The 17,079-nt window shown below is 67.4% G+C and carries 11 protein-coding genes and 1 CRISPR repeat array (1 of these 12 cut by a window edge); of the genes, 5 read left to right on the top strand and 6 right to left on the bottom strand.

From position 1 onward, the window contains the following. Positions 1 to 6 precede the first annotated feature (6 nt). The 5 genes from ACVCL9_RS16775 to ACVCL9_RS16795 form a co-directional block, all read right to left on the bottom strand. Positions 7 to 318, bottom strand: coding sequence for a hypothetical protein (locus ACVCL9_RS16775; protein ID WP_447097276.1), 312 nt, complete (start codon positions 316 to 318; stop codon positions 7 to 9). Further along, entirely contained in the window at positions 315 to 1,283 is a 969-nt protein-coding gene (locus tag ACVCL9_RS16780) for an AAA family ATPase (protein ID WP_447097275.1), read from the bottom strand. Before ACVCL9_RS16780 ends, ACVCL9_RS16775 begins: the two co-directional genes overlap by 4 nt. A gap of 72 nt (positions 1,284 to 1,355) precedes the next feature. Further along, on the bottom strand, positions 1,356 to 3,314 hold the full coding sequence (locus ACVCL9_RS16785; protein ID WP_447097274.1) for a transposase domain-containing protein: 1,959 nt from the start codon (positions 3,312 to 3,314) through the stop codon (positions 1,356 to 1,358). Beyond that, on the bottom strand, positions 3,314 to 3,763 hold the full coding sequence (locus ACVCL9_RS16790) for a hypothetical protein (RefSeq protein WP_447097273.1): 450 nt from the start codon (positions 3,761 to 3,763) through the stop codon (positions 3,314 to 3,316). The genes ACVCL9_RS16785 and ACVCL9_RS16790 overlap by 1 nt, the downstream gene beginning before the upstream one ends. A 382-nt stretch (positions 3,764 to 4,145) precedes the next feature. Then, on the bottom strand, positions 4,146 to 4,502 hold the full coding sequence (locus ACVCL9_RS16795; RefSeq protein WP_447097272.1) for a helix-turn-helix domain-containing protein: 357 nt from the start codon (positions 4,500 to 4,502) through the stop codon (positions 4,146 to 4,148). Positions 4,503 to 4,725: 223 nt separating this feature from the next. Here ACVCL9_RS16795 and ACVCL9_RS16800 point away from each other — a divergent pair, with 223 nt between their 5' ends. Both ACVCL9_RS16800 and ACVCL9_RS16805 read left to right on the top strand, forming a co-directional pair. After that, positions 4,726 to 5,127, top strand: a complete 402-nt coding sequence (locus ACVCL9_RS16800) for a helix-turn-helix domain-containing protein (protein ID WP_447097271.1) — start codon at positions 4,726 to 4,728, stop codon at positions 5,125 to 5,127. A gap of 25 nt (positions 5,128 to 5,152) precedes the next feature. Continuing rightward, the gene (locus tag ACVCL9_RS16805; protein ID WP_447097270.1) at positions 5,153 to 5,470 is read left to right on the top strand and encodes a hypothetical protein; all 318 of its coding nucleotides are present in this window, start codon (positions 5,153 to 5,155) and stop codon (positions 5,468 to 5,470) included. Between the two features lie 651 nt (positions 5,471 to 6,121). Here ACVCL9_RS16805 and ACVCL9_RS16810 read toward each other — a convergent pair. Next, positions 6,122 to 6,586, bottom strand: a complete 465-nt coding sequence (locus ACVCL9_RS16810; protein ID WP_395121332.1) for a c-type cytochrome — start codon at positions 6,584 to 6,586, stop codon at positions 6,122 to 6,124. A gap of 503 nt (positions 6,587 to 7,089) precedes the next feature. Between ACVCL9_RS16810 and ACVCL9_RS16815 the strand changes: the two genes are divergently transcribed. The 3 genes from ACVCL9_RS16815 to ACVCL9_RS16825 all read left to right on the top strand — a co-directional run bounded on the left by ACVCL9_RS16815 (position 7,090) and on the right by ACVCL9_RS16825 (position 14,932). Further along, a complete protein-coding gene (locus ACVCL9_RS16815) occupies positions 7,090 to 8,307 on the top strand; it encodes an efflux RND transporter periplasmic adaptor subunit (RefSeq protein ID WP_395116293.1) in 1,218 nt (405 codons plus the stop codon). Between the two features lie 84 nt (positions 8,308 to 8,391). Further along, positions 8,392 to 11,631, top strand: a complete 3,240-nt coding sequence (locus ACVCL9_RS16820) for an efflux RND transporter permease subunit (RefSeq protein ID WP_447097269.1) — start codon at positions 8,392 to 8,394, stop codon at positions 11,629 to 11,631. Positions 11,632 to 11,791: 160 nt separating this feature from the next. Next, positions 11,792 to 14,932, top strand: a complete 3,141-nt coding sequence (locus ACVCL9_RS16825) for an efflux RND transporter permease subunit (RefSeq protein WP_447097268.1) — start codon at positions 11,792 to 11,794, stop codon at positions 14,930 to 14,932. 88 nt (positions 14,933 to 15,020) lie between these two features. Continuing rightward, positions 15,021 to 17,079: direct repeats of the CRISPR family, unit length 28 nt; unit sequence TTTCTGAGCTGCCTGCGCGGCAGCGAAC; it runs 6,672 nt beyond the window's last position.

Below are 17,079 nucleotides of genomic sequence, written 5' to 3' on the forward strand. Positions count from 1 at the left end.
GCTACCTCACAGGCGGCTGGGCGGGTCGGCGGCGGCCACCGGATGCAGGTACTCGATGCGCGCCTCGCCCTCGTCGAGGCTGATCGGGCGGAACCCGGTCTGCGGTACGTCGGTGACCTCGCTCAGGGCCAGCGCCACCAGCGCAGCCGCGTCGAAGATCACCAGGCGCCGGGTGGCGCTCTCGTACACGCCGACGCGGAGATCCGGCGTCTTGAGCTTGTAGACGTCGCAGCCGTTGTGGTTGGTCAGCAGCTCGGCCTGCGTAGCGACCAGGAACGCCGCATCACCGCTCAGCACGGTGGTGGCCAGGCCGGTCACTTGGCACCGTCCATCGAGCCAAGCTCGGTAGCGGCGGCGCGCACGTCTTCGCAGCACACGCCGCGGCCTTCGGCGGCGGCGTACATGCTGGCCAGGCGCAGGGTCTTGGTGAGCGTGCGCAGGGCGCCGGGGCCGCGGGCCACGGCGATCAGGGTGGCGTGGCACTTGGCGTCGACGATGCCCCACGCCTTGATCAGCGCGACGATGTCGGCCTCGGTGCTCTGCTGCAGGCGCAGGCGCTTGCCGATGCGGCTGTACAGGCGATCCAGCTGCTGGGCATTGCGCCCGCCGGCCATGCGCGCGAACACGCCGTCATTGCCGACGAAAGCCAGGCCGATGCCGGTGGCGTCGTGGATGCTGCGCAGCTCGTCGAGCGCCTGCACGGACAGGTGCTGCGACTCGTCGATGATCAGCAGGCCGTGGGTGTCGCGCACGCGGCGCTCGATGCGTTTGTTCATCGCCCGCGCGCCGCCGCTGGAATCCAGCCCCAGCGCCTCGCAGACCTCCTGCAGGGCGGTGACCACGCCGGACGTGCTGGGCGTCATGGTGGCGATCCACACGCTGGGGCTGCTGGTGCGGTAGTGCTGGCAACTGGCGGTCTTGCCGACGCCGGCGTTGCCGTAGGCGATGGCGATGTCGCCCGCCATCTGTGCGTACGCCAGGGCGCCGAGCACGCGGCCGCTGGTGGGCGTGCTGATGTAGCCGGGCGCGACCGGCATGGCGCTGCCGGCGGCGCGGCGGGCCATGTCGGCCTCCAGCCACAGCCGCATCTTGCCGTCGATGCCTTCGTTGTCGCCCTGGTACTTGCCGGCCAGCCACTGGTTGAGGGTGGCCGCGCTGATGCCGGCCTCCTTCGACACGATGACCTGGCTCATGCGCTTGTCGCGCGCCATGCACGCCTGCACCTGGTCGCGGAGGTCGGCGTCGCCCTGATAGATTGATCGTACGGTTGCGGTATCGCTCATGATCTAGCCCCTTGGGTTGTGGTGGTGCTGCTACCTAGTCGCGGCGGTGCTCGTAACACCGCCGCGGCGTCTTTAAATCTGTTCCGCCTTCATTTGCTGGGCCCGCTGGAACATCAACACGTCCAGCGAGCTGGGCCCTTCGGTGCCGGTGGACGCGGCGCGCGGCGCGGGCGCTTCCGGCTTCTTGCCATGCAGCCCGAACACCGGCGCGATCACGCCGGCCGGGACGGTGTCCGGTGGCGTCATGTCCGGCAGCTGGGCCGCGACGGCGGCGGCATCCATGAGCTGCTCGGCGGCGAGCATGTCCTTGGCGGCGCGCTTGTATTGCTTCTTGCCACGGGCGTGCTCGCGTGCCGCATTGACGTCGGCGAAGCCGACCGCCGCGACGCACTCGGCGCCGGCGATGTAGGTGCCGTCCAGCGCGTAGACGTGGGCCACGCCCTGCAGGTGCCACGGATCCACGCGCAGCACGACCTTGCGGCCGGCGTGCTCGCTCAGCGCCTCGGTCCAGTAGCGGTTACCGGCCAGGCGCACGCTGCCGTCGATCGGGCTGGCGGTAACGGCCTCGGCGGCGAGCAGCAGCTGGCGCAGCTGTTCCTCGCTGACCTTGCGCACGGTGATGCGCGCGTAGCTCTCGGCGAACGCCTGGTCAAAGCTGCGGCCGGCGCAGGATTTCAACTGCCGGCCGGTGCGCGCGTTGTGCGCGTGGATCTCGCTGTTCACCACGCGCTCGAACTCGGCCCACTCGATCGCGCGGCTACCGTAGTTCTCCGGCTTGTTGGCCACGTTGTTGCCGACGTAGGCACCGGCGAACGCCGGGTGGCGCGCGATGCGGTCGCAGAAGTCACGCCACATGCGCTCGATCGGCTTGGCCTGGCCGTGGTACGGCGTGACCCAGTGGACGTTGTCGGCGCCGACCAGGCCGGTGATCAGGCCGGTGGGGTCTTCCTCGCGGATCTTGAAGCGGTAGCGGTTGGGTGTGCCGCCGGTCATCCACTTGCTGGCGAACGCGCGGCCGTTGTCCAGGTACACGCTGCCGGGTACGCCGTAAGTGCGCACCATGTCGCCGAAGCTGAGCCGCACCATGTCGCTGTTTTCGTGGTCGCCCAGGCGCCACGCCAGCAGCTTGCCGCGGCCCAGGTCCTGCCAGCCGAGGATGCACGGCCGACCGATGCTGCCATCGGGGAACCGCACGTTGATGTCCCAGCGGTGGCCGTCGGCGTTGACGCCTTCGAGCGCCTCCAGCATGGAGCGGTCGCGCTCCTGCGCCGGGTAGGTTTTCGCCAGCGCTTCCTCTCCCTCGCGGGCCAGTACTCGCACGGCGCGCGGCAGTTCGCGCATGACACGCCGGGTGAAGGTCTTGAGGCTCGGCAACTCCCAGCCGCGCGTGTCGGCGATGCGCTGCAGGCGGTCATAGCAACTGCTGGCGGTGGGCTGCTCCTGGCGCAGGTAGTCCGCCTTGAACAGCTCCCAGGCGTCCGGCTCGATCTCGACGGTGGTGGTGCGGCCGCTGTAGTGCGGCAACAGCAGCGCGAGCCAATCCTTGCGGTCGGCGTGCGCCACATCCTGCTGCCAGCGGCCGATGCTGGCGGCACTGCCGCCGCGCACGCCGTCGCGCTGGAGCTGGGCGGCGATGATCTCGCGCGCCTGCATTAGCGACGTGCCGCCGCGCACCAGCGCGCTGACGGCGTCGAGCGCCTGCAGGCGCAGGGCCGCCACGTCTTTCATGGCTTGCTTGGACTGGTCGAAGCGCTGCCACACGGTGGCCAGGCGAGCCTCGCTCGGCGCCAGCGTGTTGCGGGCGCGGACCGGGCGCGGTGGACGCTCGCGCAAGAGCAGCGCGGCTTGAGTGATCGCCGGCAAGCTGGCAAACGAGTATTCGTTCCCGCCGCCGCGGCCGCTGCGCGCGCGCGCCTGCCAACCTTCGCGCTTGGCTCGACTCGTGATGTTCTGCGGCGTGCTCGGCAGGCCAGCCAGACCCACCAGGTCGGCTGCGGCGTACCAGCGCTCGTGGACAGTGCCGTCGGCCATCAGCGGACCCTCCGGCGCAGCTCTTTCAGGTCGCGCATGCGTGCGTCCGCCAGGTCACGCTCGCGCATGAGCCGTCCGATCTCGGCGTCTATCGTTTCGGCGCCGACGCTCATGCGCCCGCCGTGCACGCCCACGTGCCAGGCGGCCAGCGGCGTGCTGCTGCAGACGATCTCCAGCACCGGTGCCAGCCACAGCGGGCAGTTGAACTCCTCGCGGGCCGGCGCGGTGTAGCCGTCGAGCATGTTCTTGGTCACGTCTTTGCCGGTCAGCCGGCTGGCGCGCGCGGCCACTTCGTGGCGGTCCATGCCCGAGTTGTGGGCGACCGCCAGCATGGCGGAGATCAGCTCGCTGACCACCGGGCGGAAGTCCAGAGACCCAGGCGCGGTGCCGACAGGTTGCGGGATCTCGAACAGATCACCGGAGGCCGCCCCTACGGCCCGGCGAGTCACAGAAGTTCTCCCAGCGGCTGCCAGCGACTGCGATCGGAAAGCATGGCGACCCTGCGGACAATGATGGCGCCGGTGGCATCGCAGCACAGGTAACGCTCGTCTGCGAGGCACCAGAACACGCGCCATGTCGTGCCGCGAACCGCTGGACCGATGGCGTGCCGGTTGTACAACACGGCGTCCAAGGGGAATGGTTGTGCGCTCGCGCTGGGGAGATACGACATCGCCGATGCGCGGCAACGCGCCACTGCGACCGCCGCAACGCGGCAAGCCAGCTCACGCACTGCAGGAAATGGAAACGGGGTTTTCGCGAGACGCGACGCGGGGCACTCTCCGGCTGATCCCCGCCCGTTTGCCCGGGCCAGGCGGTAAAGGGCGGCCATGTCTAGCGGCCCGAAGGGTTTTGTGGATTGCCGCTGCGCGCCACGGTGGTAGCCTTGGACACGATGCGGATATGTTCCGGGCGCATGGGCTTCATGCCACGCGCCCGGTTGGAGGTTCCGTCGGCGTTGTAGCGGGTTGGCCAGATCACCTGGGGCTTGATGCCCAGGGCTTCCGCGATCAGCTGCTCGGCCTTCGGGTACGGTTGGGCAAGAGCCTTCGCGAGAGAGGTCCGGCTGGCGTAGCCGTGGAACAATGCGAGCTGCTGCAGCGACCAGCCTTTCTTGCGGAGGGCGGCGACGACGTCGGCAGCGTGCCAGTCGATTACGACTGGCTTTTTTTGAGCCGTGGCGATGGACATGTGGCGCGTTTCCCCTTGGTGATATTTGCGACGTAGATAGTACGCATATCCGCGGCACTGTCAAGCGGATGCGCGGCATTCAAGTTCGTTCGCGGCGGCATATGCGCGGCACTCTTACTAAACCAGTGATTTACATGGATATTTCGTTATGTTGAATGCTGGAAGCGAACTTGAACGCGCCAGCCAAGTTCCAGCGCCGGAACTTGAACGCCGCATATCCGCGTTGATCAAGCTGTTCGACAGCCGCGCGGAAGCGGCCAGGGTGGCCGGGATGTCCACGGACCAGCTCGCTCGCTATGAAAAGGGAGGCACACCGTCATTCCGGCCCTTGGTCAAGCTGGCCGCCGCGAAGGGCGTTCGCCTGGAATGGCTCGCCACTGGCGATGGGGAGATGTACGCCCAGGAGGTCAGGGAAGCGCCCGCGCAATGGTCAACAGACGAGGCTTCGCAGTCCGTGAGACTTGACGAGCTGACGATGGCGTTGCAGCTGGCCGCTGATGCACTCGGCGAGAAGGAACTGCCCCCGGCCAAGCACGCCGAGCTCGTTTCCCTGATCTACGAACTGCTCATCGAAGGGCTGCCGGAGGCCCGGGTGCTTCACTTCGCGCGCGCATTCGCGGCGTGATTCCACTACCTACAGGGGGTAGACCATGCTTGAAGGGAAAGTGACAAGGGTCCGTCAGCTGCTGCAGGAAGCGACGGTTCAGACCCCGCCCAGGTCCGCGGCGTGGCTGCGTAGCGGCCCGCTCGGCACGGTCCGGCGCAAGGGCCTCATTTCAGACGCCAGGCTGTTGGCCGCGCGCTACTCGCTCCAGGAGCACCTGGAGAATTTCGTCTATTCGGCCGGCTGCGAGGCGATCACGGGCCTGGACCTGCCACAACTGGAGCAACTGGTCGCCACACTCGCCCGCCAGGGCGCGGCCCTCGACGCCGCCTGCGATCCGCCTTGCGCGCCGCCCGCCCGCTAACTTGTTGCAGACAACGTTCAAAAGCGTTGCTGGCAACACTTTTAAACGCCCCTCAAAGACGCATGAAGCCGGCACACACGCCGGCTTCATTTCGCAAACCTAATGTCTCTGGCCCTTTTTTCAGCCCCATTTCGCAAACCTGCGATATGGCGCGACTGCTACGGCGAAACGCCCCTAAACCCGCGCCGTTGTTGGCTTTCGTCCCGTTCCATCCCGCTATAATCCGCCATGTCCCGATTCCTCAAACCCCGTGTCCCTGCACACCAATCCGCTGGATACCGCGCTGCCGGTACTGGTGGCGCGGCAGGAGGAGTTGCAGCGGCGGTTCGAAGTGTTTTTTCCGGAGTTGCGGGGGTTTGTGGCGGGGTGGATGGAGGGGCAGGGTGATGGGGGTGTGGGAGCGAAACCTGGTTTCCTTCTCCCCTCGGGAGAAGGTGCCCGGAGGGCGGATGAGGGTGCGTGAGGAGTGTGATGGTTCATGCTGCGTCGAACGCTCAAGGCCCTTCACCCGCGAGTACGCACAGGGCCGGGAACCCTCTCCCCAACCCTCTCACCCGCAAGGGGACTCCCTTTTGTCGCCGCAGGGAGAGGGGGCGAACGAAAACGCCGCCCGGAGGGCGGCGTTTATCTTGAACTTCATTGAAGCCGAAATTACTTCGCCTGATCGACGATCCAGTGCACGGCGGCGGTGACCTGCTCGTCGGTGAGCGCGGGATTGCCGCCCTTGGGCGGCATGAAATTGCCGTCGGGGCCGTGGTAGCCCTCGATCGCATGCTTGACCAGCACGTCGATGCCCTGCTTGATGCGTGGGCCCCACATGGCCTTGTCGCCGAGCTTCGGCGCGCCGGCGATGCCGGCCGTATGGCAACTGGTGCACAGGTGGTCGTAGATTTCCTTGCCGTCGGTGGTGCCGCCGTAGGCCACCTGGGAGGCGGCGGCCTTGGCGGCCTGGTCGGCGGCGGCCTGCATGGCGGCACGGCCGGTGTCGCCGGCATAGACGGCGCCGGCGGGGGCGAGCCGTGCGGCGACCGTGGCCGGGTGGTTCGGATTGGTTTCCTTGGGCTCGCTGTTGTTGATCGCCAGCGCGGACAACACAAGGATCACGGTAAGAACCATCAGCGCGCCGATGGTCAGCGAGAACTGACGCAGGAAGCCCTGGTCGGATTTGCTAAGGGGACCGCTCACGCACGTACTCCTGTCAGTGGGCGGGCTTGGACCGCCTTGTTGCCTTACCGTCACGCCGGAATCGCGAAACCGCCGCAGCCGCCAGGGTCGAAAACCTCGATGCACCCCAACCCCTGCTGCCGGTGTCCGGATCGCGCCCTCGGGGGCGCGCTGGCGACCAGTCCGGTATTATAAACGAAGCGCCCGACAAGTTTCAGGGTGACCGATCGGGTGTATGCCGATGCGGTGCCCGGAACGTTGTGCACACGGCCCGGTCCCATGTGCGGCGGGGCGCAAAACCCTGCCATCGGTCATGCCCCACCCCTGTCGACCGGCATTGTTCAAAGCGGTTGCCGTCCACCTATGCTTTGTCCATGGGGGCGCGTCTGCCCACGTGGTGCCTGCGGCAGCGGCCTTCCCCGGTTGCTCGCCCCGGTTCAATCCAGGAGTTCCACATGTCGCGTTTTTGGAAGATCGCGTTGATCGTGCTGGCGGTGGTCGTGATCGCCGTGGTCGGCATCCGCATGTTGCACAAGCCGGGCGATGGCGCGGCGAAGGGCGCCAACGGCAAGGGCGGCGACGCGCCGCCGGTGCCGGTGACCGTGGTGCCGGTGGTCAAGCAGAACGTGCCGGTGTACCTGACGGCGCTGGGCACGGTGCAGGCGCTCAACACGGTGACGGTGATCCCGCAGGTGTCCGGGCGGCTGCTCAGCATCGAGTTCACCGAAGGACAGCCGGTGAAGCAGGGCCAGGTGCTGGCGCGCATCGACCCGCGCACCTTCCAGGCCAACTATGACCAGGCGGTCAGCCGGCGCAAGCAGGATCAATCCCTGCTGGCCACGGCGCGCAGCAACTACCAGCGCTCGCAGGACCCCAAGTACAGCCAGTACGTGGCCAAGATCGACCAGGTCACGCAGAAGAACACCGTGGCCCAGTACGAGGCGGCCGTGGCGGCCGACGAGGCCGCGATCCGCGACGCCAAGGTGCAGCTCGACTACACCGAGATCCGCTCGCCGATCGACGGCCTGGCCGGTATCCGCGCGGTGGACCCGGGCAACGTGGTGACCACCTCCAGTGCGATCGTCACGCTGACCCAGCTGCACCCGATCAACGTGATGTTTACCTTGCCGGAGCAGAACCTGGACATGGTGCGCAGCGCGGCGCAGGGCGGCAAGCCACTGGAGGTCACCGCGCTCGATCGCGTCGACGCCCATCCGATCGCCAGCGGCGGCGTGCTCAAGGTGATCGACAACCAGATCGACACCAGCACCGGCACGTTCCGCCTGAAGTCGGAGTTTTCCAACGAGCACGACGAGTTGTGGCCGGGCCAGTTCGTCAACGTGCGGCTGCTGGTGAACACCGTCGACGGCGGCCTGGTGATCCCCTCGCAGGGCGTGCAGCGCGGGCCGGACGGCGATTATGTCTACCTCGTGCAGGGCGACAACACGGTCAAGATGCAGTCGATCGTGGTGGCCGGCGAAGTCGGCGACAGCCACGTGATGGTCGGCAGCGGGCTCAAGGTCGGCGACAAGGTGGTGACCGAAGGCCAGTTCCGGCTCAAGCCCGGCAGCAAGGTCAACCCGCTCAAGCCGGGCGAAGTGCCGGCCGCGCCCACCGCGGCGGAATTGCAGAAGTCCAGGCAGGACAACAAGGGTGGCCGCGGTCGTCACTGATGTCCGCGTGAGCCCGCGGCGTTGCCGCGGGCTGGCGCGCGTCTCGAACGCGGCAACTGCCGCCCCACTTCGTCACGGATAGTCATGGGCTTCTCCACCCTCTTCATTCGCCGCCCGATCGCCACTTCGCTGCTGATGGTGGCGGTGCTGCTGCTCGGTATCCTGGGCTTTCGCCAGTTGCCGGTGTCGGCGCTGCCGGAGATCGAGGCGCCCAGCCTGGTGGTGACCACGCAGTATCCGGGTGCCAGCGCCACCACCATGGCGACGCTGATCACCACGCCGCTGGAGCGCAACCTGGGGCAGATCTCCGGGCTCAGCATGATGAGTTCGGACTCCTCCGCGGGCCTGTCGACGATCGTGCTGCAGTTCAACATGGGCCGCGACATCGACATCGCCGCGCAGGACGTGCAGGCGGCGATCAACCAGGCCAAGGGCACGCTGCCGGGCAACCTGCCGTATCCGCCGGTGTACAACCGGGTCAATCCGGCCGATGCGCCGATCCTCACCCTGGCGCTGCAGTCGGACAGCCGCCCGCTGCGCGACGTCAACGACCTGGCCGACTCGATCCTGGCGCAGAAGCTGTCGCAGGTGCAGGGCGTGGGCCTGGTCTCGATCGCCGGCAACGTGCGCCCGGCCGTGCGCATCCAGGTCAACCCGGCGCAACTGGCCAATCTCGGCCTGACCATGGAGGACGTGCGCAGCGCACTGACCCAGGCCAACGTCAACGCGCCCAAGGGCACGCTGAACGGCAAGACGCAGAGCTACTCGATCGGCACCAACGACCAGTTGGCCGATGCCGAGCAGTACAAGAGCACCATCATCAGCTACCGCGGCAACGCGCCGGTGCGGCTGTCCGACGTGGCCAGGGTGGTCGACGGCGTGGAGAACGACCAGCTCGCCGCGTGGGCCAACGGCAAGCCGGCGGTACTGCTGGACGTGCGCCGCCAGCCCGGCGCCAACATCGTGCAGACGGTGGAGCAGATCCGCCGCATCCTGCCCGAGCTGCGCAACGCGCTGCCGGCCGACGTGCACCTGGACGTGTTCGCCGACCGCACGGTGACCATCCGCGCCTCGGTGCACGACGTGGAGTTCACCCTGATCCTCACCGTGTTCCTGGTGGTGGGCGTGATCTTCGTGTTCCTGCGCCGGCTGTGGGCCACCATCATTCCGGCCACCGCGGTGCCGCTGTCGCTGCTGGGCACGTTCGGCGTGATGAGTTTCACCGGCATGTCGCTGGACAATCTCTCGCTGATGGCGCTGACGGTGGCCACCGGCTTCGTGGTCGACGATGCGATCGTGATGATCGAAAACATCGTGCGCTACATCGAACAGGGCAAGAGCGGCAAGGAGGCGGCCGAGATCGGCGCGAAGGAGATCGGCTTCACCGTGCTGTCGCTGACCGTGTCGCTGGTGGCGGTGTTCCTGCCGCTGCTGCTGATGCCCGGTGTCACCGGCCGGTTGTTCCACGAGTTCGCCTGGGTGCTGACCATCGCGGTGAGCATCTCGATGCTGGTCTCGCTGACGCTGACGCCGATGATGTGCGCCTACCTGCTCAAGCCCGACCAGCTGCCGGAAGGCGACGACGCGCACGAGCGCCACGCCGCCGCCGGCAGGCGCACCGTGTGGGCGCGCACCGTGCACGTGTACGAGAATTCGCTGGACTGGGTGCTCGACCACCAGCGCCTGACCATGCTGGTGGCCGGCGCCGCGGTGGTGCTGACCGTGTTCCTGTACATCGCCATCCCCAAGGGCCTGCTGCCCGAGCAGGACACCGGCCTGATCACCGGCGTGGTGCAGGCCGACGACAACATTGCGTTTCCGGCGATGGAGCAGCGCACCAAGGCAGTGGCCGAGGCGTTGCGCAAGGACCCGGCGGTGGCCGGCGTGGCGGCGTTCATCGGCGCCGGCACGATCAACCCCACCTTGAACCAGGGCCAGCTCAGCATCGTGCTGAAGGATCGCGGCGACCGCGACGGCTTGGACCAGCTGCTGCCGCGGCTGCAGCAGAGCGTGGCCGACATCCCCGGCGTGGCGCTGTACCTGAAACCGGTGCAGGACGTGACCCTGGACAGCACCGTGTCGGCCACCGAATACCAGTACGCGCTGTCCCAGGTGGACTCCGCCGAGCTGGCCAAGTACGCCGACCAGATGACCCGCGCCATGCGCCAGCGGCCGGAGCTGGCGGACGTCAGCAACAACCTGGCCGACCGCGGCAACGCGCTCAAGCTGACCATCGATCGCGAGAAGGCCAGCCGCATGGGCGTGCCGGTGCAGACCATCGACGACACCTTGTACGACGCCTTTGGCCAGCGCCAGATCTCCACCATCTTCACCCAGCTCAACCAGTACCGCGTGGTGCTGGAGGTGGCGCCGGAGTTCCGCAACAGCAGCGACCTGCTCAACAAGCTCACCGTGCGCGGCAACGGCTCCGGCGCGCTGACCGGCAGCAACGCCACCAGCTTCGGCCAGGTGAAGTCGAGCAACTCGGCCACCCCCAGCGGCATCGGCAACACCGGCAACATCGGCATCGCGCTGGGCGGCGGCGGCACCATCCCGCTGTCCTCGCTGGCCAATGCCGAGGTCACCAGCGCACCGCTGGTGGTCAGCCACCAGCAGCAGCTGCCGGCGGTGACGCTGTCGTTCAACGTGGCGCCGGGCTATTCGCTGTCCGACGCGGTGTCGGCGATCCACCAGATCAACGCGGAGCTGAACTTCCCGCCACAGGTGCGCGGCCAGTTCATCGGCAAGGCCGCCGAGTTCAACTCCTCGCTGGGCGACGAGGTGCTGTTGCTGCTGGCCGCGATCGTGGTGATCTACATCGTGCTGGGCGTGCTGTACGAGAGCTACATCCACCCGCTGACGATCATCTCCACCCTGCCGCCGGCTGGCGTGGGCGCGCTGCTGGCACTGATGATGTTCGGCATGAGCCTGTCGGTGGACGGCATCGTGGGCATCGTGCTCTTGATCGGCATCGTCAAGAAGAACGCGATCATGATGATCGACTTCGCGATCGAGGCGCGCCGCACCGGCCTCAACGCGCATGACGCGATCCGCCGCGCCTGCCTGCTGCGCTTCCGCCCGATCATGATGACCACCGCGGCGGCGATGCTCGGCGCCTTGCCGCTGGCGCTGGGCACCGGCATCGGCTCGGAGCTGCGCCGGCCGCTGGGCGTGTCGATCGTCGGCGGCCTGCTGCTGTCGCAGCTGGTGACGCTGTACACCACGCCCGTGATCTACCTGTACATGGAGCGTTTCTCCGACTGGCTCGCCGCACGCCGGGAACGGCGTGCGCTGGAACATGCACGGGCCGACGGCACGGCGTGACCTCGATCGCTTCCCTTTGCCCCTGCCCGCGCAATGCCGGCAGGGGTTTTTCCTTTTCGCGTCCCGATCAACCGTTTTGCCGCTGGTGCGTTGAGGGTGGGATGATTCGCCTGGATCCCGCCCGGCATCGTGCCGCCTGCACCACGGTCGTGTTTCCCGCATGAATGTCTCCGGCTCCTTCATCCGCCGTCCGATCGGCACCAGCTTGCTCGCGATCGGCCTGTTCGTCGGCGGCATGATCTGCTACTTCCTGCTCGGCGTGTCGGCGCTGCCGAACATGCAGTTCCCGGCGATCTTCGTGCAGGCCAGCCAGGCCGGCGCCGACGCCAGCACCATGGCCTCCACCGTGGCCGCGCCGCTGGAACGGCACCTGGGCCAGGTCCCCGGCATCGAGACGATGCGCTCGTCCAGTTCGGAAGGGCGCACCTTCGTCTTCATGATGTTCCGCAACGGCACCGACCTGGGTTCGGCCGCGCGCGACGTGCAGGCGGCGATCAACGCGGCCGCGCCGGACCTGCCCAGCGGCCTCAACGGCGCGCCCAGCTACCAGAAGGCCAATCCCAACGACGACCCGGTGATCGCCTTCGCGCTGACCTCCGACACGCAGGCCGCGGGCGATCTCTACAACGTCGCCGACACCTTGCTGGCGCAGCGCCTGCGCCAGTTGCCGGGTGTCTCGTCGGTGGAGATCGCCGGCGCTTCGACCCCGGCGATCCGCGTCGACGTGAACCTGCGCGCGCTCAACGCGATGGGCCTGTCGCCGGACCAGCTGCGCAACGCCTTGCGCGCGGCCAACGTGACCTCGCCGGAAGGCTTCCTCAGCGACGGCAAGACGCGCATGGCGGTGGCCGCCACCACCTCGCTGCACAGCGCCGCGGACTTCGCGAAACTGGTGGTGGCCAGCCACGATGGCACGCCGGTGCGCCTCGCCGACGTGGCGAACGTCTACGCCGGTACCGAGGACGCCTACCAGGCGGCGTGGTTCGGCGGCCAGCCGGCGGTGCTGATGTACGTGTACAAGAAGGCCGACGCCAACGTCATCTCCACCGTGGACCTGGTCAAGGCGCAACTGCCGGCGCTGCGCACGTTCCTGCAGCCAGGCACCCGGCTCACCCCGTTCTTCGACGGCACGCCAACCATCCGCGCCTCGCTGCATGAGGTACAGGCGACCTTGCTGATCTCGCTGGCGATGGTGGTGCTGACCATGGCGCTGTTCCTGCGTCGTCTCGCACCCACGCTGATCGCCGCGGTGGCGGTGCCGCTGTCGCTGGCCGGTGCGTTCGTGGCGATGTACATCCTCGACTACACGCTCAACAACCTCACCCTGCTGGCGCTGGTGATCGCGATCGGGTTCGTGGTGGACGACGCGATCGTGGTGATCGAGAACATCATTCGCCACATCGACGACGGCATGACGCGCATGCAGGCCACCCTGGCCGGCGCGCGCGAGATCGGCTTCACCATCGTCTCGATCACCGCCTCGCTGGTGGCGGTGTTCATCCCGCTGCTGTTCGCCGGCGGCATCACCGGCATGTTCATGCACGAGTTCGCGGTGACCCTGGTGGCGGCGATCGTGGTGTCGGCCGCGGTGTCGCTGACGCTCACGCCGGCGCTGTGCGGGCGTTTCCTCGGCGGCCATCGCGCACGCGAGGCCAGCGCCGGGCCCGAGCGCAGCCACGTGCTGGACCGCTTCCACGCCCGCATGCTCGGCGTGTACCGGCGGGCGCTGGATTTCTCGCTGCGCCACGTGCTGGCCTTCTCGCTGACGCCCCTGGTGCTGATCGTCGCCACGTTCTACCTGTTCACCGTGGTCAAGACCGGTCTGTTCCCGCAGCAGGACACCGGCCTGATCTGGGGCCGCGCCACCTCCAGCGCCACGGTATCGTTCGACGAGAGCCGGCAGCGGCTGGAGCGGCTCACCGCGATGCTGCTGGCCGACCCGGACGTGGCCACGGTGGGCACGCGCCTGGGCAGCAGCCGCCAGGGTGCCAGCGGCTCGTTCAACATCGACCTCAAGACGCGCAGCGAAGGGCGCACCGACGACACCTTCACCGTGCTGGCCCGGTTGAGCGCCAAGGCCGCGAAGTATCCCGACCTGCACCTGCGCCTGCGCGCCGTGCAGGACCTGCCCAGCGGCGGTGGCGGCGGCACCAGCCAGGGCGCGCAATACCAGGTCTCGCTGCAGGGCAACGACCTCGCCACGCTGCAACTGTGGCTGCCGCGACTGGTGGCCGAGCTGAAGAAGAACCCGCTGCTGCGCGACGTCGGCAGCGACGTGGAGGAGGGCGGCCTGCGCCAGAACATCGTGATCGATCGCGACACCGCGGCGCGGCTCGGGGTGTCCATCGGCGCCATCGACGGCGCGCTTTACGACGCCTTCGGCCAGCGCCAGGTGTCGACCATCTACTCGGACATCAACCAGTACAGCGTGGTGGTCAACGCGCTGCCCGCGCAGACCGCCACGCCGGACGCGCTCAATCGCGTATACGTGAAATCGAACCAGGGCCAGATGGTGCCGATCACCGCGTTCGCCCGCCAGGAATCCGGCCTGGCGCCGTCGCAGATCACCCACCAGAACCAGTTCACCACGATGGACCTGAGCTTCAACCTCGCGCCCGGGGTGAGCATGGGCCAGGCGATGCAGGTGATCCAGGCCACCGTGGGCAACATGCGCATGCCCGGCGACATCAAGCTCAACATGGGCGGGGATTTCCGCCGCTTCCAGGAGTCGCAGAGTGGCATGCTGTGGCTGGTGCTGGCCGCGATCGTCACCGTCTACATCGTGCTTGGCATGCTGTACGAGAGCCTGATCCACCCCGTCACCATCCTTTCCACGCTGCCGGCGGCAGGTGTCGGCGCGTTGCTGGCACTGTGGCTGACCGACACCGAGTTGTCGGTGGTGGCGCAGATCGCGCTGGTGCTGTTGATCGGCATCGTCAAGAAGAACGCGATCATGATGATCGACTTCGCCCTGGTCGCCCAGCGCGAACACCACAAGCCGCCGCTGGAGGCCGTGCGCGAAGCCTGCCTGGTGCGCTTCCGCCCGATCATGATGACCACCATGGTTGCCATCCTCGCCGCGCTGCCGATCGCCATCGGCCTGGGCGAAGGCAGCGAACTGCGCCGCCCGCTCGGCATCGCCCTGATCGGCGGCCTGCTGATCTCGCAAAGCCTCACCCTGCTCAGCACCCCGGCGCTGTACGTGGTGTTCTCCTGCCTGGCCGAACGGCGCAAGGCGTGGAGCGCGCGCCGGCGCGAGCGCAAGCTGGCACGGCGTCGTCAGGTTGTTGCCGGGACCTGATGGTTTCGCCCCTGCATTGTGCAATGCGGACGGTGGGCTGCCTGCGCGCCACGAACTGGGCACGAAGGTCGGGGGCGCGGCGGGTTTCTTTCTGAGCTGCCTGCGCGGCAGCGAACAACGCGGCCTGCTGCGGATCGACGCCGGTGCTTTTCTGAGCTGCCTGCGCGGCAGCGAACCATGGATGGTGCGAAGCGTCAGATCTGCGCGCTTTCTGAGCTGCCTGCGCGGCAGCGAACCTCGGTGAACTTCCCGGCGACGACCTTGCCCATTTCTGAGCTGCCTGCGCGGCAGCGAACGCCATCCCGTCGCCGCATCAGGTGGCCTTCGATTTCTGAGCTGCCTGCGCGGCAGCGAACAGAAACGCGCACCACCGCGCCGGTGTTCTCGATTTTCTGAGCTGCCTGCGCGGCAGCGAACGCACGATGGTATCGCCCGCGACGCCATACGGTTTTCTGAGCTGCCTGCGCGGCAGCGAACATTCGCATCAGCCACCTGTCGCACATCGACAATTTCTGAGCTGCCTGCGCGGCAGCGAACGCTGGCCTTGTCCAGCGCCTGCAGCAGCACTTTTTCTGAGCTGCCTGCGCGGCAGCGAACGCGGATGCTGCGCGCGGCCACGTCGGCGTCCATTTCTGAGCCGCCTGCGCGGCAGCGAACATCAGCGCGACCTATTGACACGGATTGCCGAATTTCTGAGCTGCCTGCGCGGCAGCGAACGCCATGTCGAGCGGCGTGGCGGCGGGCTTGGCTTTCTGAGCTGCCTGCGCGGCAGCGAACGAAACCACGCTCACGGCCGTCAACGGCCTGCATTTCTGAGCTGCCTGCGCGGCAGCGAACGGAGGACGCATTCCCGGTATTGCGTCGGGGCTTTTCTGAGCTGCCTGCGCGGCAGCGAACCCGGGGTCGGGCGGGAGGATGAACGCCTGGGCTTTCTGAGCTGCCTGCGCGGCAGCGAACGATTCGCCGTCTAATCAGGTGTTATGCCTCGCTTTCTGAGCTGCCTGCGCGGCAGCGAACTTCATTCTCCGTAGGGCAGCGCCCTAACTATCTTTCTGAGCTGCCTGCGCGGCAGCGAACGGACCGATCTGGTACTCGCCGCGGATGGTGCGTTTCTGAGCTGCCTGCGCGGCAGCGAACGGGAAATGGGTTTGCAGATCAGCGGCATCTCTTTTCTGAGCTGCCTGCGCGGCAGCGAACAACCAGGTCCGGGCGGCCAAGATCCACGATCTTTTCTGAGCTGCCTGCGCGGCAGCGAACACGTCTTCCACGCGCGGCTGTCCGCCCATTTCTTTCTGAGCTGCCTGCGCGGCAGCGAACGCCCCGGATGCGGCGCTGCATGGCTTCGCGTTTTTCTGAGCTGCCTGCGCGGCAGCGAACAAGGCGGGCCGCGGCGGCGCACTTACGCTGCATTTCTGAGCTGCCTGCGCGGCAGCGAACGATGGCCACAGCGCATGGGCCAGCCATCCTTTTCTGAGCTGCCTGCGCGGCAGCGAACTCGTTGCTGAGCCCGGTCTCAATGCGCGTCTTTTTCTGAGCTGCCTGCGCGGCAGCGAACGTCTCGCGCGTGCGCAACCGCGTCACCTATGCTTTCTGAGCTGCCTGCGCGGCAGCGAACTCCGTGCGGATGGCCTGCACGTAGAACGACGCTTTCTGAGCTGCCTGCGCGGCAGCGAACAAGTGGTATGCCGTGGCCCCCAACGGCTACAATTTCTGAGCTGCCTGCGCGGCAGCGAACATCGACCGTCAGGGCAGCGTGTTCCGCGACATTTTCTGAGCTGCCTGCGCGGCAGCGAGCCCGCTGATGGCGATGCGCAGCGCGGCCTTGGTTTTCTGAGCTGCCTGCGCGGCAGTGAACGTTCGGCGTGTCGGTCTCGGTGTTCGGGTCGTTTTCTGAGCTGCCTGCGCGGCAGCGAACACCATGAAGGAGATGACCATGATTGACCTGAATTTTTGAGCTGCCTGCGCGGCAGCGAACGAGCGGGAGGCGCACCGGGTCGATGCCGAGCATTTCTGAGCTGCCTGCGCGGCAGCGAACCATCGACCTGCACAACGATCGCAAGCCCGACTTTTCTGAGCTGCCTGCGCGGCAGCGAACCACCAGGGTATGCAGGGCGCGGCCGAACAGCATTTCTGAGCTGCCTGCGCGG

The sequence above is a fragment of the Rhodanobacter sp. UC4438_H5 genome, assembly GCF_052978405.1.